The sequence below is a fragment of the Flavobacterium xinjiangense genome (genome assembly GCF_900142885.1).
In the GTDB taxonomy this organism is placed as follows: Bacteria; Bacteroidota; Bacteroidia; order Flavobacteriales; family Flavobacteriaceae; genus Flavobacterium; species Flavobacterium xinjiangense.
The window spans coordinates 376,646-398,965 of record NZ_FRCL01000002.1 but is presented as its reverse complement, the minus strand read 5'-3'; the positions used below and the strand labels follow the sequence as shown (position 1 = coordinate 398,965).

The window sequence follows — 22,320 nt, the reverse complement described above, 5'->3', positions numbered from 1 at the left end:
TCTTTTGGAACTATCGGTTTTATAAATGTTGAAATATTTAAAACTATTTCAAAGTTTTCAATGCGTCTAATGCGTATTGATTAGCTGGATCAATAGCAAGAGTTTTGTTTAAGTATTCTTTTGCTTTTACTTTATCCGTTTTAGAATAGATTACTGCAATATTATTATAAGCTTCTATAAATTTGGTCTTCACAGCTGGTTTAGCTAATTCTTCAGCTCCCTTTTGTGTAGTCTTATCTACGTAATCTTGGTATGCTTTAATCATTACAGCATCATTTTCAAGCAATCTATTTGTTCTCGCTCTATACAAATAAGCTTCTTGATAGTCAGGAGATGCCACAATTACATTAGCAAAAGCAGCATCTGCTTTTTGTAGAGCAATAGGATCTGCTTTTACGTCTTTTCTGTTATTATCATAATATAACGATAAACCGTAATAAACATTATCATCTAAATAATTTCTCGACTCTTTATTGCTAGTACTAAGTTCAAAAATCGCAGCTGCTTCTTTGAATAACTTTTGAGCAAATAATTTTTTACCTACTTCATTCAAGTCCTCTACTGCTATAGGTAAAAGATCAATTCCCTTTTTGATGATTGCTAAACCTTCTTTGAAAGCTGTTGGATTAACCGAAAGACCATCAGCACTAGTTCCTTTTTTAATTTTCACCAAACCTAAAGTGATATAATCTTTAGCGATAATCTTGTTAGCTGGATTTGAAATAAAACTTTCTAACGATGTTTTTGCTAAATCAACATTTCCGTTTTCGTACGCCGCATAACCCAAATAACGTAAAATTCTCGGGTTAACCTTGTCTAATTGTTTCATTTTATTAGCTTCAATTTCTAATGCTTTGTAGTCACCCACAAGAATAAGGAAATCAGCATGACGCATACGAGAAGCAAGAGAATAATCCGTCAAACTCATGTATTTATCATAAAACCCAATCGCCGTTTTCAAACTCTCTACAGATTTTGAAGGTTTATTTCTAGCAATTTTATAATAGGTTTCCGCAAGTTCTCTGTAAACCGGACCATAATTTGGGTTTAAAGCGATTACTTCATTAAATGCTTTAATTGCCTCATCATAAGATTTCGCACCTTTAAGCAAAACTCCTAATTGCATTTTAGCTCTTAATAACGAATTATCTGCTTGAAAAGCATTTCTGTAAGCTACATACGCCTCATTTTGATTGTTATCCCCAAAATAAGCATCTCCTAATGCCAATTGCACTTGTGCATCTGATGGGTTATTAATTTTAGCACGATTCAAAATTGCAATGGCACTTTTATAATCTGGCTTTTCAGCATTCATATAAGCTCTACCTACATATACCAATTCTTCAACGTCTTTTTTACTAATTCCTTTAGTACCTAATCCAAAATTAGTTTGAGCCGCAGCTTTATTATTACTATCTAAATCAATTTGTCCTAAACCGATATAGTTTAGTTTTCCATTATCACTACCAGCTAATCCTTTTTGAAAATAGATTTTAGCAGAATCAGTAACACTTTGATTAAGGTAGATATTTCCTAAAAGAAACGAGGCTCTTCCATTACTTGGTTTAGCTTTGATGATCGATTTTAACATCGATTTCGCTTTGTCAAATTGTTCTGCGTCAATTGCTTTTTTTGCTTGATTTATATCTTGAGCTTGACTCACGGTTACCGAAGCCAATAAAGCAACACTAAAAATTTTAAATTTATTCATCTTTGTTGTAGTTAATTTATTTTTTATCGTTTTCAATATTTTTCCTAATTGTTATATTCCTTCCGGGAATACGGACAGGAAGCAATCCAGATTTTAAAATTATTCTCTGTCCTATATCTCCTGCTACAAATGAAGCAAAGCCCATTCCTAATCCAGAATATCCCTGACAATTGATAATATACAAATCGCGTGCCAAAGGGTATTTTCTCTCTGCGATATTATTCTGAGTTGGCGCAAAAGCTTTTTCACTTTCCAGCCCTTTTACGTTTAATGTATTTACATTATCAACATATTTTTGCATTGCCGGCATAGGCTGTGAAAGCCAGTTAACCCCAACAATCCCAATCATACCCTCATTTTCAGAAACATATTTAATAACTTCATCATTGGTCTTAAAAGAAAACACACCTTTTTCAGGTATTGCCTTGATTCCCGCTAAAGAATTCATGTAACGAACGGTACTTGAATTTGGATTATCGAAAACTAATCCTTTAATAGACGGAACTGCATTCCCTTGCATAAAACTAATTATATCCTTTAACGCCACAATAGAATCATTATTATTTTTATTGGAGATTAAAGCAACTGCATCAGTAGCGAACATTGTTATTTTAGGAACTATTTTCTTTTGTTCGAATACCTGTAATTCTTCAGCTGTCAAAGTTCTGGACAAAATAGCAATTGCAGACTTCTCTCTAAATAACGAGTTCACAGTTTCTGCTTCTGATTTAGAAATAAGTTTAATTTTGGCTTCATATTTATTTTCAAAAATTTCAACCTGGTCTTCAATAACAGGAGTTAGAGTTTCATCAACGTAAATAGTAGCTGAGCCTTTAAGTATGGTTTCCTTGTTCTTTGAACTCTTAGATTGGTTGCATGCAAAAAAAAATACAATTGCTGCAAGAAAAACAAAATACGAAATTTTACTATACTTTTTCATAATCTAGTTGACATTATCATTAATAATTCGGAAGAATCTAATAGAGGCATATACAATAAGTAACACCCCAAAAGCAATTCTATAATTTGGTTGAATCGCAAGAGGAAAATTCTTCATAAAGATAATAAATAAACCTAAAATAAGGTAAACTAGAAAAAACAAAATTCCTAAAACAAGAAGAAATCGCTCTTTAAGCGATTTCTTCTTAATATTATTTACTATGTTATTTAACATTATTCTGCAGATTGAATAGTAATAGGAAGAGAGTAAAGCACCCTTACTTTTTTACCATTTTGCTCTCCAGGGTTCCATCTCGGACATTTGTTTAAAACACGAATAGCTTCTTTTCCTGTACCGTAACCAATATCTCTAATTACTTTGATATCCGTTAATGAACCATCTTTTTCAACTACAAATGTAACATACACTTTACCTTTCAAACCATCTTCTTCAGGTGTTTGATAATTTTTACCTACATAAGAGTAAAATTTATCCATACCACCTGGAAATTCTGGTTTTACCTCGATACCAGCAGTATTATAAATTTGATTATCCTCTTCAACAACTGCCGCAGGACCAGTACCTACTGGTTCAACTGTCAATTCAGCATCTGGATCACCTTTAATAGTTTCAGCACCTAATTTTTTGTCTTTTATTTCAACAATTTTTGGCGGCTCTTCAGTTACTTCATCTGCTTTAGCCACAACTGGCTTAACAAATTTTACCTGATCCACTTTTGGAGGTGGCGGCGGTGGTGGCGGAAGATCTTTTTTTACTTCTTCTTTCTTAGGCGGCAACTTAATTGTTGTTATTTTCGTATCTAATGTCTCAGTATCATCTGAAGAATCAGGAAGAAGACTTACAATAAGTGGAGCACTAACTGCAAGAGCAAAAACAATTGCGCCAAGCACAAGAGCTTTAACCGTAGTCTTGTTATTCGTTTTTCTAAGCTCATAAGCACCATAGGCCTTATTACGACCTTCGAATACAATATCAAGCCATTGGTTTGTGAATATATCTAATTTCATTTTTCTTAGTTATTAGGTTATTGAGTAATAAGATAAATCTTATTTACCTTCTAACAATTTTTGTTCCTCAGGAGTAAAATCATTAACGATAGCATATGTTGGCACATCCACAATCGCCATTTCATCAAGAATATCTACTAAATTACGGTAATTTGATTTTTTACTCGGTTTGATAATTACAATCATCCCTTTATCTTTATTACCTGTGTATTCAAGAACTGACTTTCTTCTTTTCTGTAATTCTTTACGAATTCCTTCTTTACCATAAGAAATTTCTTTAGGACCAGCAATTGGAGTTGCTAATAAACCCATGTAATATGTCATTTTATCATTATCACCTAATAATATTGTCATAGTACGGTTCTCATCAACCTTGATTGGCTTATCCTTATTTTTATCATCTTCCTTATCTGGCAAACCCAAACTCATCGATTGAGGTTTAGACAACGTAGTAGTAAGCATAAAGAAAGTAATTAACAAGAATGCTAAATCAACCATAGCAGTTAAATCTACTTTTGAGCCTGATTTTTTACTTCTTACCTTGCCACCTTTTTTGCCACCACCGTCGCCGGTATTTAATTCAGCCATTTTAGTGTATTTTTTTTAGTTTTTATCTTTTGCTCTTAAACCAGTAACTAAATTGAAGTTATTGATTTTTTGGTCTTGTAAAATATCCATAACTTGTTTAATAGCTGGATATTCTTCTTTTGCGTCACCTTTAATAGCAATTTGCAATTCTTTATCATCTACTTCGATATTTGCAATACGAGCATTGTAAATCCATTCTTTCAACTGATTGTCGAGCGAATCTTTAGGAACACCCGGCTGCACTCCTTCTTTACTTCTGTCTGCAGTTTTCATTGCAAGAAGTTGCTGAAGGTTTGAAATAGGAACACCAATTCCCTCCATAAGAGCAAATTTTGCTGCTTCCTCTTCAGTAAACGCTACACCGTATTTTTGACCCATTAATTCAAGAGTTCTTTTACGAACTTCTCTTCCTTTTAAGTCAAAGAATACTTTTCCTTTTCCAACAGTAATTGTAGCCAAATCCGTTTCCGGTAACTTAGTCTGAACTGTTGAAGCAGGAGTGTCTACTGGCAATGCTTCCGGAATCTTAGCTGTAGCAGTCAAAATAAAGAAAGTCAGCAAAAGAAAAGCCACATCACACATAGCCGTCATATCAATAGACGCTGCTTTTTTGGACATTTTTATAGCCATTAATATATTTTTTAATATTTATAAGAAAATAGATCTTATTACAAGATTGCTATTTTCTTATAAATTAAATTATTAATTATTTTTGAGTACTTCTGTAGTGTCTGTAAGTATTTACAATTGTATTCCCAGCCTCATCAATAGAATAAGTCAAAGTATCAATTTTAGAAGTAAAAAAGTTGTAAGCAACAATAGCTAAAGCTGAAGTCGAGATACCTGTTGCAGTGTTAATCAAAGCTTCAGAAATACCATTTGCAAGTGCAGCTTGATCTGGAGTACCAGCAGAAGCCAACGCACCAAACGCTTTAATCATCCCTGTTACTGTTCCTAACAAACCTGCAAGAGTTCCTAAAGAAACTAAAGTAGAAAGAATAGTCATATGTTTTTCTAACATTGGCATTTCTAATGAAGTAGCTTCTTCGATTTCTTTATGGATAGTTTCAGCAGCAGCTTCGCTATCTAATCCCTCTTTTTTAACGTCTTGGTATTTCAACAAAGCAGATTTGATTGCATTAGCAACTGATCCTTTTTGTTTGTCACACAAAGCGATAGCACCATCAATATCTCCATTAGTGATGTTATTTTGAACATTTTTCATGAAAGTATCTAAATTTCCTTTTCCAGCTGCTTTTGAAATTACTGCAAAACGCTCAAAAGAGAATACAATAACCATTAAAAGACATCCTAATAAAATTGGTACAATAGGACCTCCTTTGTAAACCATTGCTAAATAATTTCCTGGTATTGGGTGACCTGTATTAACTCCACCTTCGAAATTAGCACCATTACCCATTATAAAATTCCATACAATCCATCCAACAAAAACACATGCAACAATAATGATTCCTGAAATCATTCCTCCTCCTTTTGATCCGTTTTCTTTTTTAACGTTTGCCATTTTTTTTTAATTTTAATAGTTTTAAATAATAATCTTTAGTTATAATAAACTTGTAGTGGAGCAAATTTATATTTTTAGTTTAAATAAAAAAACTTTTTTTTATTTTATTGTAATTAATTTTATTTCAATAAATACACTACCTTCCATTACTTTGCATTTATATCAAAATATATAATAAATTTAAACATTTAACTTATACAAACATACAATATTATGAAATATAGTGACAATATGTTAATATACAGGCGAAAGACAAATAAAATATTTTTTTTAACAATTCTTAACAAAAAAGCAATAAAACAGTAGTAAATACTAAAAATAACGCCATTTTAAAAAAAAACAATAACTTGCAATTAATTTAAATTTGATTAAATTATGGATAGAAAAGATGCTTTTATAAAAAACATTAATGAAGGATACAATTCAAAAGGGGAAAGCATCATTCTGGGCGGCGCTATACTTGATGGTGAAGCTTTAGCTGATGCACAAGTCAAAATACCTTTGAAAACATTAAATCGCCATGGATTAATTGCGGGAGCAACCGGAACTGGAAAAACTAAGACTATCCAAGTACTCTCCGAACAATTGTCTTCGCTTGGAATTCCGGTGTTAATGATGGACATTAAAGGAGATTTTAGTGGTATCGCAAAAGAAGGCGAAGAAAAAGCTTTTATAACCGAACGCCATGCTAAAATAAACATCCCTTACTCTACCTCCAGCTTTCCCGTTGAACTGCTAACTATCTCAGAACAAAATGGAGTTCGTCTTCGCGCCACTGTTTCAGAATTTGGTCCTGTTTTATTTTCTCGCATACTAAACTTGAATGATACTCAAGCCGGAGTTGTTTCAGTAATATTCAAATATTGTGACGATAATAAGATGGCCTTATTGGATTTAAAAGACATCAAAAAAGTAATCAATTATATTACCGAGGAAGGCAAAGATGAAATTGAAGAAAACTATGGTAAAATATCCACTTCTACAACGGGCACAATTCTAAGAAAAATAATTGAACTGGAGCAGCAAGGAGCAGAACTGTTTTTTGGAGAAATGTCATTTGACATCGAAGATTTAATGCGTTTTGATGAAAATGGAAAAGGATATGTCAATATTATCCGCTTGACAGACATTCAAGACAAACCTAAATTATTCTCCACATTCATGTTGAGTTTATTAGCTGAAATCTATCAGCAAATGCCGGAAAAAGGAGATATGGATCAGCCTGAACTAGTTATTTTTATTGATGAAGCCCATTTAATCTTTAACGAAGCAAGTAAAACCTTGCTAGAACAAATAGAAACCATTGTTAAACTGATTCGTTCTAAAGGAGTTGGTGTGTATTTTATAACTCAAAACCCTATGGATATCCCTAGTGGTGTTTTGGCACAATTAGGATTAAAGATACAACATGCGTTAAGAGCTTTTACTGCAAATGATAGAGAAGCTATCAAAAAAACAGCCGATAATTATCCGATTTCAGAATTTTATAAAACCGATGAAGTACTGACCAGTTTAGGAATTGGAGAAGCATTAGTGACGGCGCTGAATGAAAAAGGAATCCCTACGCCACTTGCCGCTACTATGATGCGAGCTCCAATGAGCCGAATGGATGTTTTGACTGAAAGTGAGATCCAGGAAATAAACAACAAATCGAAGCTGGTAAAAAAATATAGCGAACTTATTGACCGCGAAAGTGCTTATGAAATGCTTAACAAAAAAATAGCAGTGGCTGAACAGGAAGTCGCAGAACAAGAAGAAGAGAAGTTAGAGAAAAAAGAAGAAAGTAAAGGGCCGAGCACAGCTGATGTTGTAGGCAAATCCGTTCTTAAAGTATTGACAAGTGCTACTTTTATAAGAGGCGCTTTTGGGGTTTTGTCCAAAATGTTTAAAAAGTAATCGCTAATGAAAAAATATTTTATTCAAAAAAATCCTTTTGTAGTTCCAACAACTGATGGAAAACTTATAGAAGAACATCATGGAATTGCAACCACAAATAATCCAGAAATCTCAATTGCACACATGATTGCGCCACCAAAATGGAGCGAACCATTTCAGACGCCTGAATTTGAAGAATACACTTATATTGTTAAAGGGAAGAAACAATTTAACATTGACGGAGAAATCATCATTCTTGAAACGGGTCAATCCATAAAAATTGAGAAAAACACCCGAGTTCAATATTCCAATCCTTTTGACGTAGCCTGCGAATACATTGCTATTTGCACACCGGCTTTCGATTTTATAAAAGTGCATCGCGAAGAGGATTAACAGCGGCAATCAAAATTCAATTCTAAAGTAATAGAATTGAATTTTGATTGTTATTTTTTATTCCAAAAGAGACAAAATCTTATTTTCTACTTCTTTACTGTCCCAGATATTTTCAATGTTTTCCATTCTCAAAACTTCTTCCATAATGGCGTTTTGATAATCGCCTATAGCCAAGGCCTCTGCGTAAGGACGATCGCTGAATGTCACTCTGCTATAAAGTGGAATCCATTTATCAGAATGTTTATCAGAAAAAGACTTTTCGATTTTCTTCTGCAACAAAAATTTCTCGTCAGCCGTTTTAGAACTCATTTCCATAAAATTGCGATAGGAAAGTTCCGCAATCGCATCTGCATTGGGTTTACGGGATTTTTCATATTCTGAAAAGATCATTTTCCAATCATCGCCATACTTTTCGATCATTTCCTGAAGTACTGAAATATCTTCAAAACCGGCATTCATACCTTGCCCATAAAAGGGAACAATAGCATGACAAGCATCACCAATTAACGCCACTTTATCATCATATGTCCATGGAAAACATTTCATCGTTACGAGCGTGCTCGTAGGATTCTTGAAGAAATCTTCGGCTAATTTCGGAATAACATCAATCGTATCGGGAAGATTCTTTTCAAAAAACTCCTCAACCAATTTTCTGTCTGTTAAAGATGCAAAAGAGTTTTCTCCTTCAAAAGGCATAAACAAAGTACAGGTAAAACTACCGTCTAAATTCGGCAACGCAATTAGCATATACTCGCCTCGTGGCCATATATGAAAAGAATTCTTATCTAATTTATGGGAAGCATCCGCATTTGCCGGAATATTTAGTTCCTTATAACCCATATTTAAAAACTCCTGCGAGTAATTAAACATGCTCTGGCGCTGCATACGGTGACGAATCCTTGAAAAAGCACCATCGGCACCATAAACCATATCATACTTCTTATCTTCCCAAGCACCGCGCTCCGTTTCACCGATGTGCAAAGTAGCATCCTCTAAGGTGACATCCCAAATCTTATGCTCAAAGAAGAATTCTGCTCCCGCACTCTCAGCTAAGTCTATCATTTTTCTATTCAAACTACCTCTCGAAATCGAATAAATAGATTCGCCTTCCTGACCGTAATTCTGAAAATTGAGTTTGTCAACTAAATGTATGGCCCGTTTGTCCATGGGTATTGCAATAGTTCGAACATCATCCCCTACTCCAACGGCATCTAACGCTTTCCAACCCCGGTTAGACATTGCCAAATTTATGGAACGCCCCGAAAATTGAATTTGTCGAATATCTGGACTACGATCATAAATATGAACAGTATGACCTGCTTTACGGAGGTAAATAGCCAATAAGGAACCGACTAACCCGGAACCAACAATTGCTATTTTTTTAGGAGTTTGCATCAAGAAAAAAGTAAGTGTAAGTTCGCAAAATTAAGTAATTATCAACAGAATCAGTCAATTTAGAAGATTTATTTGGGCGTGACCTTCCCAAAAAGGTCAGGTCGGGCTTTTCGTTGCAATCTTTTTTTCGTTCCTCAAAAAAGGATTTCCACTACACTCCCTCACGCGAATCCTGCCGTCAACAAAACCAGTTTTAAACAGAAAAGCAGAATATCGGTATAATGACAACTCTTTCAACCTATTTTTTTTATTTGGCAATGAAAACTAATTTCGTCGAAGTCTTAACAATCTCCGCTTTATTCATTTTCATTTTTCTAAACTTTCCGGCATTGTATAGCTCAGCCTGATCACTGTAATGAGAACTCAGCGGATTTCCGGATTGTCCCGTTGGCAAAATACTCCAGCTGTTTTCTATATCAGAAAAATCAATAATTCTTCTCGTTGACGGACCTCCTTTTACCACATATTTCGCTTCATCCGTATAATCAAAAAATTGGTTGTTGATAACCTCATTAGAACCTGGAACTGCAAAGGGTCCCACATTAAAAATTCTTCTCAATGCCGCCACCTTTCCCAAAGGATGCTGATGTTCCAAAACATGAACCCGATTCCAAGTCCAGGAAGGAACTGAATTTCCGAGTTGCTTTTCTAATGAGGCCATTGCTTCTTCAAAAGATTTCGAGAGAATCTGCCTTCTGGTCTCTTTCACATTTTTACTGGCAATATTATCCCACCAAAGTGAATTATTATTTGACATTTGTTTCGCAACAATTTGTTTCATAATGTGCGTTCCTAGAAACTGCTTGAAATTAGTTGCACCAAGTTCATCTTCAAACGTATTTTTTAAATAAAAATGAATCCATTTATTGTAAATTGTCGGAGCCACATCGTTAAGATTATTAGATCCTTTCCAAGATTTTAAAACAGTGATAGCTTCTTTTTCATTTTTAGAAAGCTCATTGTAATTCACATTCGAAACTAAATTCTTAACCACTTCCGGCGTAACTATTGACGTATTATCGAAAATCATTTTGCTGACAGATTCTTTATCCCAATTGGATTTAGGGTCTAACAACTGTGTGATTCTTCGAGCTCTGTCTTCAGGCAGATAGTAACCCGGATATAAAAAACCGTCTATAGGTTCCGGTTGATTATTCGCAGAATATACATAATTCCAATCTGGATTCTCCGCCGATGGATTTTTGGAGAAATCCAAATATTCTGTAATATCATCTTTGCCGCTGGCGCCATCCAATATAAAATTAGTATTCACGCCTTCGTTGTGTTTGTATAATTTGCCGGTTGCCCACCAAGCCACATTTCCTTTGGCATCACCATACATCACATTCAATCCCGGCGCAGCTATCAATGCCACTCCTTTATGGAAATCTTCTTTACTTTTAGCGTGTGAAAGGGTATAAACTGCGTCAAGAATTTGAATGGGTTGTTGCGTGTAAATCCACGACATCGCAACTGGTTTGTCTTTATTCAAACCATCAATCATATCATTCATAATAGGTCCGTGGCGGCTCACTTTTACGTTCAAAACCACGTCGGCAGAGTCTTTTACTTTTATGATTTTTTTTCTGGTTTCATACTTCGCGAATCCACTTGGCGTTCTGTATTTATTGGCATCATAAGGATTGTTCTCTTCTTGGTACAAATCGATATCATCGTTTTCAAACATCGTCAAACCATACGCGTATTCTCTGTTATGACCCAATAAAGGATATGGTGTTCCTGCCAGATAGCATCCGTACAATTCAAAATCTGGAGTTACTATGTGAGCTTCATACCAAGTCCCCGGTTGTGAAAACCCAATATGCGGATCATTGGCAAATATAACTTTTCCGTTTTTTGTTTTCTGTGGTGCAATTACCCAACTGTTACTTCCCACAAAAGGCGGAATTGGCGACTGATCTAAAAGTGAAGCTACCGAATTAGCGACTGCAGCATACTCCTGAGGTTGTTCTTTTGCATTTTTAATTCGGGTGGTATTAAAAGAGCCATCAATACCAAAATCCGTTAGATAATTCATCCCGTATTTATTACGAATATCAGTCAACAACGGATCCGATTTTTGAGCCATTGCAAAACTAAAAGACATATAACCGAAGATATTATAAACGTCTTTTATAGTAAACTTTTCTTTTTTAACTCCTACTAAACTGAATTCTATAGGTGTTTTTCCTTCTTCAATATACTGATTGATTCCATCCAAATAAGCCATCGTCAATTGATAACTAGGACTGTTTTTATCCAATCGAGCAATCGCTTTAGCAGAAGCCTCTTCGATTCCAAGGCCAGCAAAAAATTTATCATTTTTCAACGCAACCAAACCAAATATTTCTGATAATCGTCCTGGAGCTATGCGACGCATCAATTCCATTTGCCACAATCGGTCTTGTGCATGAACATAACCCAACGCTTCCATCGCATCTTTTGAGTTATTAGCATAAATATGAGGAACCCCAAATTCATCAAAATAAACGGTAGTTTCTTTCTGGATATTTTTCAGTTGCACTACTCCTTCATATTTTGGTTTTAGATAAAAACCATAAACAACTATAGCAGTTGTTATAATAACTAGTAAGGCAAGTATAACCCGAAGGGCTTTTTTGAATGTTTTCATCTTTGAATAAATTGGTAAACAAATATATATGATTTGTAAGTTATTTTAAATAATTAATTTTCAGCGCCTTTTTAGCTTTAAAAATAATTTTTTTTATAAATATATTTATTTTTGTTTAATTTATTTTATTTTTACTTAAACAAAAAGTATATTTGTTTTCAAATTATAAAGACATGAAGCATATTTCTAAAGAAGCTATTTCTCAAATGGAGAAAGTAGAAAGATTGAATTTAATCAATTCCTGTACTGGATATAAATCGGCTAATCTTCTGGCTACAAAATCACTTGATGGAAAATCTAATGTAGCGATTTTTAGCAGTGCCACCCATTTAGGAAGCAATCCTGCCTTGATCGGATTTATTATGCGTCCGACAACAGTACCCAGAGACACCTACAAAAACATCAGAGAAACGGGTTACTTTACCGTAAATCATATTACTGTTGACATGATTGAAGATGCTCATCACACCTCTGCAAATTACGAACTTGGTGTTTCTGAATTTGACAAAACGAATCTAGAAGAAGAGTATAAAAATGATATTGCAATTCCATTTGTAAAAGGAAGTCCGGTACAATTGTATTGCAAGTACGTAAATGAGTATTACATCAAGGAAAATGATACCATTCATGTGATTGCATCTATCGAAAATTTGTTTTTTGAAAAAGAATTGGCACATAAAGACGGTTGGTTACAAATTGACAAAGGAAATGTTGTAGCACTTAATGGACTCGATGGGTATTGCCTCCCAAAATTAGTAGATCGTTTTGAATATGCCCGTAAAGAAATCCCCACTACTTCTTTTTCCAAAAAATAGAAATGAAAAAACTACGGTTAATACTTGGTGATCAGTTAAACCTACAACACTCTTGGTTTCAAGAAAGTGACAACAATACAATTTATGTCCTTGCAGAAATGCGTCAGGAGACGGATTATGTGAAACATCATATCCAAAAAATTGTAGCCTTCTTTCTGTCGATGAGGAATTTTTACAAAGCAATACAAACACAGGGACATCAAGCAGTCTACTTTCAAATTACCGATGCGGACAATCCACAGGATTTAGAAAAAATCATTGCCAGTTGTATCGAAAAATATAAAATCGAAAAATTTGAATACCAGTTACCTGACGAATACCGACTGGATCAACAAATAAAAACGATTAGTTCCAATCTAAAAATAAAGTCACAGGCTTTTGACTCTGAACATTTTTATACCACCCGACACGAACTCTCCGATTTTTTTGAAGGCAAAAAGTTGTTGCTGATGGAGAATTTCTATTGCAACATGCGTAAAAAACATCATATCTTAATGAATGGGTCAACTCCTATAGGCAACCAATGGAATTTTGATGCAGATAATCGCAAAAAATACAAAAGCGAAGTTCCTGTTCCGTCAGAAAAAAATTTTCATGCCAATGTTTCTGAAGTTATTGTTCAAATAAAAGATGCTGGCATAATTACTTTTGGGAATATCGATTCGCATAATTTCAGCTGGCCTACTTCCCGCGAGCAATCTTTAGAGGTCTTAGATTACTTCTGTAAGAATCTGCTAATACATTTTGGTGATTATGAAGATGCAATGCATACCGATGAAAAATTCCTTTTTCATTCTCGATTGTCATTTGCCTTGAACAGTAAAATGCTTTCGCCAAAAGAGGTTATCGAGACAGTTATTGCTTTCTATCAAGAGAATGTATCCGAAATCTCCATATCACAAGTAGAGGGATTTGTAAGACAAATTCTGGGTTGGCGGGAATACATTCGGGGAATTTACTGGAAAGAAATGCCCGATTATGCAAACATGAATGCCCTGAAAAACTATAACAAGTTGCCTGATTTTTTCTGGACGGGTAAAACCAAGATGAATTGCATGAGCCAAGCTATCAATCAAAGTTTAGACGAAGCTTATGCACATCATATTCAGCGCCTCATGGTGATAGGGAATTTTACGCTACTGACACAAATTCATCCCGATGAAGTAGATGCGTGGTACCTTGGCGTATACATAGATGCTATTGAATGGGTCGAAATGCCCAACACCCGCGGTATGTCACAATATGCTGATGGCGGAATTATAGCTACAAAACCCTATGTTTCTTCCGGAAGTTACATCAATAAAATGAGTAATAATTGTAGCAAATGCCATTACAATGTCAAAGAGAAATTTGGAGAAAGAGCATGTCCTTTCAACGCTTTGTACTGGAATTTCCTGGATGAAAAGAAAGAGTATTTCAAAGGAAACCAACGCATGGGAATGATGCTGAATCTATTGAACAAGATGAATCCGGAAGAAATTCATAAAATTAAAATTAAGGCCAATATTATTATTGAAGATATGGATTCCTATTGAACTGAAAATGCCTTAAATAAAAAGAGTGCTTAAATTCTAATAGAACTTAAACACTCAGTATTAATATAAAAATTTACTTTATTCTTTTTTTTCGTCAATTATAGCTCCAGTTCCAGCACCAACTCCTGCTCCTGCTAAACCTCCAATTATTGCTCCTTGACCTTTTTTCTTGCTGATAATTGCACCAGTAACAGCACCAACTCCAGCTCCAATTACAGCTCCTTTCGCAGCCCCGCTCCAACCTTTCTTTTTTGCAGTCGTTGTAGTAGTGGTAGCCGCCGCTTGATGATTAACAACAACAACTTCTTTTTGAGGAACAATCCTAGCCTCTTCAACTCTCGCCATTTCAATTTGCATGGAATCGATAACTTGTTGTTTCTCGAATTCGGCAGTCATTGAATCCGCACTAACTTGTTTCATCGAATCAATACTAACTTGTTTGGCTTTTTGAATTTCCATTTTCCCTTGATTTTGACAAGAAATAATTACTAAAGAGAGTACTATAAAATATATTTTTTTCATGATTTTGAAATTTAGAATTTGTAATACTGCAAAGAAAGTATAAAACCCTTATAAAAAGGTTATATAATTTAAACTCTTATTTATATAATTTCACTACAGAGGGCATACTTCAAAGAACTTCCCTTTTATGCCGTCATTTGATTAAATTACTACATGAGAAATCAATTGCAAAAATAGATTTAATAAAAAAAGAGCAGTACTATTGCATTATCCTAAACCTGTTGATTACTTCCAACATTTTTAAATTTAGCACTTACAATCTCATTAATAAGTACTACCAACTTTTCTCTATTAATAGGCTTGGAAATATACCCATAAAAACCTAGTTTACTTATCTTTTCAATATCTTCATTAGAAGAATAGGCGGTTTGAGCAACAACAGCAAGATTTGGGCGTATTAATTTTATTTTTTCAAAAGAATCAAAACCATTCATAACAGGCATTTTAATATCCATGAGTACTAAATCAATATCCGCATTATCAGAACAAATTGAAAGTGCTTCAAGTCCATTTGATGCCCTAATAATTTTATGGTTTGTTTGTTTAATTATTTTCTTAAACAACAGAAAGTTAATATTATCATCTTCCGCAATTAAAATAGTGATTCCTTGATCTGAAAAACCATTGCTTTTATTTTCTAAGTTCGGAATACTTATTTCTTCACTTTCATCATAAATCAGAGGAATTGTAAAAATAAACTTAGACCCTATAGTTCCATTTGACTCCAAAGAAATTGAACCTCCCAACATTTCAACGTATGCTTTTGATATCGCTAAGCCGAGCCCTAACCCTCCAACTTTAATAGCTCTATCACTTTCAACTCTTTTAAACCGGTCAAAAATAAACTTATGGTATTTCTTTTCAATACCAATACCGGAATCTATAACAGAAAAAACGATTTTATTGTTCTCTTCATCAATTTCATAACCAAAAGCAACATAGCCCGCATCCGTAAACTTAATTGCGTTGCTAACTAAATTAGTTAGTATTTGCTTTAACTTGATTTGATCTGTTATTATTTTGTTTGTAACTGGTTTGTCATTTTTAATAATGAAAAAATCAATTTTTTTTGACTTCTTAATTGAAACCTTTATCGTTTCGTACAATTCATTTATACATGTTTCAATATCTAAAGGGATATAATTGGGCACTATTTGATTTGCATCAATCTTAGACATTTCAACTAAGTCATCTATTATTAAAACTAAATTACTGCCACTTTTGCTAACGATTTTTAAATAATCACCTCTTTCTTTCTCTTTAATATCTGTATTCATTAGTAAATCAGTAAATCCCAGAATGGCATTCATTGGAGTTCGAATCTCATGAGAAAGATTATCTAAAAAAGAAGATTTTAGTCTATCACTCTCTTCCGCTTTAAGCTTTGCATCGATTAATTCTAATTTATGATTATTATTCTCTTCAAAAAGATTTCCAATGTATCCAAATTCACCTGAAAAGCGCTTCAAAGACTTAATTGCTATATTATTTCCAGTCTCAAGGATACTGGTGATGATATTTAAAGGGAAATACAACCATTTTCGTGAAAAATATACATAAGCAAATACATTTATAAGAAAGGTAATCAAAATTAATACTAAAACAGTTTTTGTAGATTGAAAACTAACGTTAAAAGGTCTTGTGAAGTACAATTTTGCTATTGGCTTATTATCGAAACCTTTTAAGTATTTTGTAACATAAATATTTTTTTTTGGAGTATCCACATTTTTATTTACAAAAGTAATTTTAGAACTACAGACTTTACCAAAATCTGCTAGATATTTATCATCCAGCAAGCGAGTCATAAAAAAATATCCTGATGGCTTTGTCTTATTTTTTAAAGGATCTGCGGTAGGATGTATTGTAGCGCCAAAGACTTCAACAACCCCTTCCGGTATTTTTATATAAAAATTAAGTAGTTTTGAATGATACAGACGGCGCATTGCCGCTTTGGGAATGAAATCCACCGTCTCTATTTTAGAGTTTGACGATTTTGCAATAAAATTCCCCTTAACATCATAAACCCCCAGATAAACAGATTTATAAATTTTTAATGAGACTCCAATATTATCTTGAAACCACTTTACTTTTTTATTTTTTGTAAACTCCACAAAATCATCCCAAAAAGTCAAATCACTAACAAAAGATATATTTGAAGCTGAATTAAACTTCATTAAAACAGCTACCTCATTATCAAACTGTTTAAAGGACGAGTCATACACTTCTTTCTCTTGCTCCATTGTATAATAATACATCGAAAAGTAAAAAGAGAAAAAGAGAATTACAGAAAGAATAATTAACAATAAGACCTTAGTGTACGTATTAAATCTATGAAGTTTTACCATGCTTGACTTTTAAATATTAAAAGAACCAATACTTACCTCATAAAGTAACAACAATTTTATTAAGAAAACAAATTTTATTAAGAAAATTGTTATAAAAATTACAATAAAAAAACCCCTATAAATCAAACTATTAATCCTTGAACCTAACCTTGTATTCCTGCTTTTAATATTTGACCAAAATGGTACATATCTTCAAAAGAACAATACAGTGGGACAGGCGCCAATCTGATAACATTAGGTTCACGCCAATCTGTAATCACACCGTTTTTCATTAGGTAATCAAACAAACTGCGCCCTTCTCCATGCAATAAAACTGACAACTGTGAAGCTCTTTCCGCAGAATTTGATGGTGTAATAATCTCGAAACTACTATCGACTTCTTTGTCTATTTCCTGAAGAATAAATTCTAAATAGGAAGTGATTTTGTCTCTTTTTGCAATTAGCACGTCCATTCCTATTTCATCAAACATTTCTACAGACGCCAAATATGGCGCCAGAGAAAGCACTGGCAAATTGCTTATTTGCCAGCCATCGGCACCATGAATGGGATCAAATTTTGGTTCCATCTTGAAGCGACGTTCTTTATTATGTCCCCACCAGCCGGCAAATCTTGGCAGCTCCGAATTATTATGATGTTTTTCATGAATGAAACAACCGGATGCATTTCCCGGTCCTGAATTCATGTATTTGTAACTGCACCAAGCGGCAAAATCTACATTCCAATCATGAAGTTCTAATTTAATATTTCCAGCTGCGTGAGCCAAATCCCAGCCCACTTTTGCGCCCGCTTTATGACCTGCTGCCGTTATGGTTTTCATGTCAAAAACCTGCCCCGTATAATAATTTACACCACCAATTAAAACCAAGGCCAACTCATCACCTACTTCATCAATTTTTGCTAAAACATCTTCCAATCGAATGTTGTGTTCCCCTTCGCGACGCTTGATTTCCACAATAGCATCTTCTGGTTTGTATCCATGAAAATGAACTTGGCTTTGAAACATATATTGATCTGAAGGAAAAGCTTTTTCCTCACAAATGATTTTATATCTGGTTTTTGTAGGTCGGTAAAACGAAACCATCAGTAAATGCAGATTTACTGTTAAAGTATTCATCACGGTAACTTCACTTGGAAGCGCTCCAACAATTTTACTCAACGGATTAGCAAATCGTTCGTGGTAATCCCACCATGGTTTTTCACTGTAAAAATGACCTTCAACAGCAAGATTCGCCCAGTCATTCATAACCTCATCTATGTATGCCTTAGTGCGTTTAGGCTGCAATCCTAATGAATTCCCGGTGAAGTAAATCACCTTTTTCCCGTTTACCTTTGGAAAAATAAATTCATTTTGGTATTTATTTAATTGATCTTGTGCATCAAGTTTTTGTGCAAATTCAAGGGTATTTTCGAAAGTCATTGTTTGGATTTTGTTCCGTAAAAGTAATAAAAAAAGATATATAGATAAAAGACTTTTAGCGGATTGACGACAGATAAAAAAGTTAAAATTCTGAATGAAAAAATAGTAGCCCATTATTATACGGAATTAAGAAACTACTAGTTATTTAACTATATTTGATTGAATTTAAAACTCTTAGCTATGCTCAAAAACAATTTGAACGTTATTATTATTTCGGTTGCCGTTGTGATTTCTGCTTATTTATTTTCGAATGCTTTTCAGAATCGTAATAAAAGTAATGATACCATAAGTGTAACTGGTTTAGGAAAGAAAGATTTTGTTTCTGATTTGATAGTATGGAGTGGTTCTTTCTCTAAAAAAAGTGCGACTCTAAAGGAAGCCTATGCTGCATTAGATGCTGACCGAGAAAAAATAAAAAGCTATTTATCAGGAAAAGGAATCGCTCCGACTGAAATGGTATTTTCAGCAGTGAATTTTAATAAAGATTTTCAAACTATTTTCAATGAAAATGGCACTACAAAACAACAAATTTTCACCGGATTTACGTTAACCCAAAGTGTGAGCATCCAATCTAAGGAAGTAAATAAGATTGAAGAAATTTCGAGACAATCCAGTGAACTGATTAATTCGGGTGTGGAATTTTATTCGAATCCTCCGGAATATTATTACACTAAATTGGCCGAACTAAAAATAAAAATGATTGCTGAAGCCACAAAAGACGCGAGCATTAGAGCCAAAAGCATAGCCGAAAATGCAGATGCAAATCTTGGAAATCTAAAAAAATCAGACATGGGTGTATTTCAAATTACGGGTCAAAACTCATCAGAAGATTTTTCTTATGGCGGTTCGTTCAATACACAATCCAAAAACAAAACGGCGAATATCACCGTAAAGCTGGTTTATCAAGTGAATTAGAAATACAAATTAGAATCATCCAAAAAACGTTTTTGTGTGAGGGATAGCAGCGAAAATCCTTTTTATCATGTAGCGTAAGCGAAATGAAAAAAGATTGCAGCGAATAGCCCGACCCTTGGGGCACACCCCAAAAAAAATCTCGCCATTACTGACGAGATTTTTTTATTTAGAATCTGATTGATCCCGAAGTTGCGGGACAGATTAGATAATCAACATGGCATCTCCGTAAGAATAGAATTTGTATCCTTCTTTGATCGCTTCTGCATATGCCTTTTTCATTAAATCATGTCCGCAAAATGCTGAAACCATCATTAATAAAGTAGATTTTGGTGTGTGAAAATTAGTAATCATACACGTAGCAATACTGAAATCATGAGGAGGAAAAACGAATTTATTTGTCCAACCGTCAAAAGGATTCAATGTTCTTTGTGACGAAACAGCGCTTTCGACTGCACGCATAGAAGTCGTTCCTACGGCGCAAATGCGTTTCTTTTTAACTTTTGCATCATTAACGATATCACAAGCTTCTTGAGTTATTTTCAATTCCTCAGAATCCATTTTGTGTTTCGATAAATCTTCAACCTCAACCGGATTGAAAGTTCCTAAACCTACGTGAAGTGTAACTTCGGCAAATTTAATTCCTTTAATCTCTAATTTTTTCAATAGATTTTTAGAAAAGTGCAAACCCGCTGTTGGTGCTGCTACAGCTCCTTCTTCTTTAGCATATATTGTTTGGTAACGTTCCGCATCTTCCGGAGTTACGTCTCTTGAAATGTATTTTGGGATTGGAGTTTCTCCAAGTTCTGTTAATTTATTTCTGAATTCTTCATAAGAACCATCGTAAAGAAAACGCAATGTTCTACCACGAGAAGTAGTATTGTCAATTACTTCAGCAACTAATGAATCATCATCACCAAAATATAATTTGTTTCCAATTCTGATTTTACGGGCCGGATCAACTAAAACATCCCAAAGTCTTTGCTCAGAATTTAATTCTCTAAGTAAAAAAACTTCGATTCTTGCTCCTGTTTTTTCTTTGTTTCCATACAAACGCGCTGGAAAAACTTTAGTATTATTCAGAATTAAAACATCTCCGTCATCAAAATAATCGATAACGTCTTTGAACATTTTATGCTCTATAGTTCCCTTCTTACGATCAATAACCATTAGACGAGCTTCGTCTCTGTTTTCAGCTGGAAATTCGGCAAGAAGTTCTTTTGGTAAATCGAATTGAAAATGTGATAATTTCATTTAAAAAATTTATGAGTTATGACTTATAAATTATGTCCTTCAACTTCTCTCAGGACAGCAAAATTCTAAATCGTTTGCAAATATACGATTGTGAGATAGGCGTTGTCAAGTGTTTTGCCGTTTATTTTTAAAAGCAGCTGATTCACTAGGCTTTACAACTCTTGTTTTTCTGAAATCTCGAAGCCTAAACTTTTTAAATCGTTCCAAAAATCAGGATATGATTTAGACACAACTTCTGCATTTTCGATGATTATAGGTACTTTCACTGCCAAAGGTGCAAATGCCATCGCCATTCTGTGATCGTTATAAGTCGCGATTTTTATATTAGGATTGATATTATTTGTTGCCACAAGCGTCAAACTATCATTGGTCACCGAAATATTGGCTCCTAATTTTGTTAGTTCAATTCGAAGTGCTTCCAGTCTGTCAGTTTCTTTAATTTTTAAGGTATGAAGTCCTGTAAGATGACAACCAATTCCTAATCCAAGGCATGTCACTACTATGGTTTGGGCAATATCTGGTGTATTATTTAATTCTAAGTCTAAAGTTTCTGGTTTAAAGTCAGGCTGTTTAACTAAAGTCATTTTGTTTCCTTCAAAATGCGTTTCGACACCCATTTGTTTGTAGATTTGAACCAAAGCCGAATCACCCTGCAAACTGGTTTCTTTATAACTCGTCAATGAAACGGAAGCAGTTTCTGCTAAAGCAGCCAAACTAAAAAAGTAAGAAGCAGAACTCCAATCGGATTCTACGGTCATAACTTTCGATTCTACTTCTGTTTTTGGATAAACGGTAATCACATTTCCTTCAAAACTAGTTTTTATTTCTAAATCATTCAGTAAAGCCAAGGTCATTTTGATATACGGAACTGAAGTGATTTCACCAACTAAAGTGATTTCAATACCGTTTTCCAGTTTTGGTGCCACTAACAACAATGCTGATATGTACTGACTGCTTACATTGGCAGGAATGTTTACTTTAGAAGCGGTGATTTTTTGTCCTTTGATTCGAATTGGCGGATAACCAACTTCTTTTTCATACGAAATTTTCGCTCCTAATTGTTCCAATGCTTCTACTAAAACTTTGATTGGACGCTCCGTCATTCGCTGAGAGCCTGTCAAAACTACTTCCCGACCTTCGTTTACGGCAAAATAAGCGGTTAGAAAACGCATCGCTGTTCCCGCATGATGAATATCTACTATTTCCTCGTTTCCTTTTAATGCTTTTTGCATTACTTCACTATCATCAGAGTTTGAAGTATTCGCTAAAGTAATGTTGGGGAACAAAGCTTGTAACAATAATAGTCGGTTGGTTTCGCTTTTTGAGCCGGTAACTGCAATCTGAGCTTGTAAATTGGAATGGGAAGTGTGTAACAGTAAATTCATTTTATTGGTTGTTTGGTCCGTTTTGGTAAATTTATTTTAAAAAAATC

General features: G+C 34.2%; 18 protein-coding genes. 5 read left to right on the top strand and 13 right to left on the bottom strand.

The features are described from left to right. Positions 1 to 43: 43 nt before the first annotated feature. From BUC23_RS03970 to BUC23_RS03940, 6 genes are all read right to left on the bottom strand, one after another. Positions 44 to 1,711 carry a tetratricopeptide repeat protein gene (locus BUC23_RS03970; RefSeq protein WP_073205766.1) on the bottom strand — a complete coding sequence of 556 codons (1,668 nt, stop codon included), beginning with the start codon at positions 1,709 to 1,711 and terminating at the stop codon, positions 44 to 46. A 16-nt stretch (positions 1,712 to 1,727) separates the two neighbouring features. Next, on the bottom strand, positions 1,728 to 2,651 hold the full coding sequence (locus tag BUC23_RS03965; protein ID WP_073205763.1) for a PstS family phosphate ABC transporter substrate-binding protein: 924 nt from the start codon (positions 2,649 to 2,651) through the stop codon (positions 1,728 to 1,730). A gap of 233 nt (positions 2,652 to 2,884) precedes the next feature. Beyond that, positions 2,885 to 3,679 (bottom strand): energy transducer TonB, encoded by a 795-nt coding sequence (locus BUC23_RS03955; protein ID WP_073205758.1) that lies wholly within the window; start codon positions 3,677 to 3,679, stop codon positions 2,885 to 2,887. A 39-nt stretch (positions 3,680 to 3,718) separates the two neighbouring features. Next, positions 3,719 to 4,267, bottom strand: coding sequence for an ExbD/TolR family protein (locus tag BUC23_RS03950; RefSeq protein ID WP_073205755.1), 549 nt, complete (start codon positions 4,265 to 4,267; stop codon positions 3,719 to 3,721). 15 nt (positions 4,268 to 4,282) lie between these two features. After that, complete coding sequence (locus BUC23_RS03945) at positions 4,283 to 4,897, bottom strand: ExbD/TolR family protein (RefSeq protein WP_073205752.1); 615 nt, start codon at positions 4,895 to 4,897, stop codon at positions 4,283 to 4,285. A gap of 76 nt (positions 4,898 to 4,973) precedes the next feature. Beyond that, positions 4,974 to 5,792: a MotA/TolQ/ExbB proton channel family protein gene (locus BUC23_RS03940; protein ID WP_073205750.1), complete on the bottom strand. Its 819-nt coding sequence runs from the start codon at positions 5,790 to 5,792 to the stop codon at positions 4,974 to 4,976. 375 nt (positions 5,793 to 6,167) lie between these two features. Here BUC23_RS03940 and BUC23_RS03935 point away from each other — a divergent pair, with 375 nt between their 5' ends. Further along, positions 6,168 to 7,688: a helicase HerA-like domain-containing protein gene (locus BUC23_RS03935; protein WP_073205747.1), complete on the top strand. Its 1,521-nt coding sequence runs from the start codon at positions 6,168 to 6,170 to the stop codon at positions 7,686 to 7,688. Between the two features lie 6 nt (positions 7,689 to 7,694). Continuing rightward, positions 7,695 to 8,060, top strand: a complete 366-nt coding sequence (locus BUC23_RS03930) for a cupin domain-containing protein (RefSeq protein ID WP_073205743.1) — start codon at positions 7,695 to 7,697, stop codon at positions 8,058 to 8,060. A 57-nt stretch (positions 8,061 to 8,117) separates the two neighbouring features. Here BUC23_RS03930 and BUC23_RS03925 read toward each other — a convergent pair whose 3' ends face one another. Both BUC23_RS03925 and BUC23_RS03920 read right to left on the bottom strand, forming a co-directional pair. Beyond that, on the bottom strand, positions 8,118 to 9,455 hold the full coding sequence (locus tag BUC23_RS03925; RefSeq protein WP_073205740.1) for an FAD-dependent oxidoreductase: 1,338 nt from the start codon (positions 9,453 to 9,455) through the stop codon (positions 8,118 to 8,120). A 247-nt stretch (positions 9,456 to 9,702) separates the two neighbouring features. Continuing rightward, positions 9,703 to 12,087 carry a penicillin acylase family protein gene (locus BUC23_RS03920; protein WP_073205736.1) on the bottom strand — a complete coding sequence of 795 codons (2,385 nt, stop codon included), beginning with the start codon at positions 12,085 to 12,087 and terminating at the stop codon, positions 9,703 to 9,705. Between the two features lie 173 nt (positions 12,088 to 12,260). Here BUC23_RS03920 and BUC23_RS03915 point away from each other — a divergent pair, with 173 nt between their 5' ends. Next, the gene (locus tag BUC23_RS03915) at positions 12,261 to 12,902 is read left to right on the top strand and encodes a flavin reductase family protein (RefSeq protein WP_073205733.1); all 642 of its coding nucleotides are present in this window, start codon (positions 12,261 to 12,263) and stop codon (positions 12,900 to 12,902) included. Positions 12,903 to 12,904: 2 nt separating this feature from the next. Further along, positions 12,905 to 14,437, top strand: coding sequence for a cryptochrome/photolyase family protein (locus tag BUC23_RS03910; RefSeq protein WP_073205730.1), 1,533 nt, complete (start codon positions 12,905 to 12,907; stop codon positions 14,435 to 14,437). Positions 14,438 to 14,515: 78 nt separating this feature from the next. On the opposite strand, the gene BUC23_RS03905 is transcribed toward BUC23_RS03910, so the two are convergent. The 3 genes from BUC23_RS03905 to kynU all read right to left on the bottom strand — a co-directional run bounded on the left by BUC23_RS03905 (position 14,516) and on the right by kynU (position 18,722). Next, positions 14,516 to 14,959, bottom strand: coding sequence for a glycine zipper family protein (locus BUC23_RS03905; protein ID WP_073205727.1), 444 nt, complete (start codon positions 14,957 to 14,959; stop codon positions 14,516 to 14,518). A gap of 212 nt (positions 14,960 to 15,171) precedes the next feature. Then, positions 15,172 to 17,199 (bottom strand): ATP-binding protein, encoded by a 2,028-nt coding sequence (locus tag BUC23_RS03900; protein ID WP_073205724.1) that lies wholly within the window; start codon positions 17,197 to 17,199, stop codon positions 15,172 to 15,174. 248 nt (positions 17,200 to 17,447) lie between these two features. After that, positions 17,448 to 18,722 (bottom strand): kynureninase, encoded by a 1,275-nt coding sequence (kynU, locus tag BUC23_RS03895; protein ID WP_073205720.1) that lies wholly within the window; start codon positions 18,720 to 18,722, stop codon positions 17,448 to 17,450. 180 nt (positions 18,723 to 18,902) lie between these two features. Here kynU and BUC23_RS03890 point away from each other — a divergent pair, with 180 nt between their 5' ends. Continuing rightward, complete coding sequence (locus tag BUC23_RS03890; protein ID WP_073205717.1) at positions 18,903 to 19,637, top strand: SIMPL domain-containing protein; 735 nt, start codon at positions 18,903 to 18,905, stop codon at positions 19,635 to 19,637. A 201-nt stretch (positions 19,638 to 19,838) separates the two neighbouring features. On the opposite strand, the gene queA is transcribed toward BUC23_RS03890, so the two are convergent. Both queA and aroA read right to left on the bottom strand, forming a co-directional pair. Then, entirely contained in the window at positions 19,839 to 20,888 is a 1,050-nt protein-coding gene (queA, locus tag BUC23_RS03885) for a tRNA preQ1(34) S-adenosylmethionine ribosyltransferase-isomerase QueA (protein ID WP_073205714.1), read from the bottom strand. Positions 20,889 to 21,040: 152 nt separating this feature from the next. Continuing rightward, entirely contained in the window at positions 21,041 to 22,273 is a 1,233-nt protein-coding gene (gene aroA / locus BUC23_RS03880; protein ID WP_073205710.1) for a 3-phosphoshikimate 1-carboxyvinyltransferase, read from the bottom strand. Positions 22,274 to 22,320 lie beyond the last annotated feature (47 nt).

Coding starts and splice junctions, on each gene's coding strand:
- BUC23_RS03910 (WP_073205730.1), top strand. CDS start 12,905: ATGAAAAAACTACGGTTAATACTTGGTGATCAGTTAAACCTACAACAC.
- BUC23_RS03970 (WP_073205766.1), bottom strand. CDS start 1,711: ATGAATAAATTTAAAATTTTTAGTGTTGCTTTATTGGCTTCGGTAACC.
- BUC23_RS03925 (WP_073205740.1), bottom strand. CDS start 9,455: ATGCAAACTCCTAAAAAAATAGCAATTGTTGGTTCCGGGTTAGTCGGT.
- BUC23_RS03935 (WP_073205747.1), top strand. CDS start 6,168: ATGGATAGAAAAGATGCTTTTATAAAAAACATTAATGAAGGATACAAT.
- BUC23_RS03890 (WP_073205717.1), top strand. CDS start 18,903: ATGCTCAAAAACAATTTGAACGTTATTATTATTTCGGTTGCCGTTGTG.
- BUC23_RS03905 (WP_073205727.1), bottom strand. CDS start 14,959: ATGAAAAAAATATATTTTATAGTACTCTCTTTAGTAATTATTTCTTGT.
- BUC23_RS03940 (WP_073205750.1), bottom strand. CDS start 5,792: ATGGCAAACGTTAAAAAAGAAAACGGATCAAAAGGAGGAGGAATGATT.
- aroA (WP_073205710.1), bottom strand. CDS start 22,273: ATGAATTTACTGTTACACACTTCCCATTCCAATTTACAAGCTCAGATT.
- BUC23_RS03945 (WP_073205752.1), bottom strand. CDS start 4,897: ATGGCTATAAAAATGTCCAAAAAAGCAGCGTCTATTGATATGACGGCT.
- BUC23_RS03915 (WP_073205733.1), top strand. CDS start 12,261: ATGAAGCATATTTCTAAAGAAGCTATTTCTCAAATGGAGAAAGTAGAA.
- kynU (WP_073205720.1), bottom strand. CDS start 18,722: ATGACTTTCGAAAATACCCTTGAATTTGCACAAAAACTTGATGCACAA.
- BUC23_RS03930 (WP_073205743.1), top strand. CDS start 7,695: ATGAAAAAATATTTTATTCAAAAAAATCCTTTTGTAGTTCCAACAACT.
- BUC23_RS03965 (WP_073205763.1), bottom strand. CDS start 2,651: ATGAAAAAGTATAGTAAAATTTCGTATTTTGTTTTTCTTGCAGCAATT.
- BUC23_RS03950 (WP_073205755.1), bottom strand. CDS start 4,267: ATGGCTGAATTAAATACCGGCGACGGTGGTGGCAAAAAAGGTGGCAAG.
- BUC23_RS03955 (WP_073205758.1), bottom strand. CDS start 3,679: ATGAAATTAGATATATTCACAAACCAATGGCTTGATATTGTATTCGAA.
- BUC23_RS03900 (WP_073205724.1), bottom strand. CDS start 17,199: ATGGAGCAAGAGAAAGAAGTGTATGACTCGTCCTTTAAACAGTTTGAT.
- queA (WP_073205714.1), bottom strand. CDS start 20,888: ATGAAATTATCACATTTTCAATTCGATTTACCAAAAGAACTTCTTGCC.
- BUC23_RS03920 (WP_073205736.1), bottom strand. CDS start 12,087: ATGAAAACATTCAAAAAAGCCCTTCGGGTTATACTTGCCTTACTAGTT.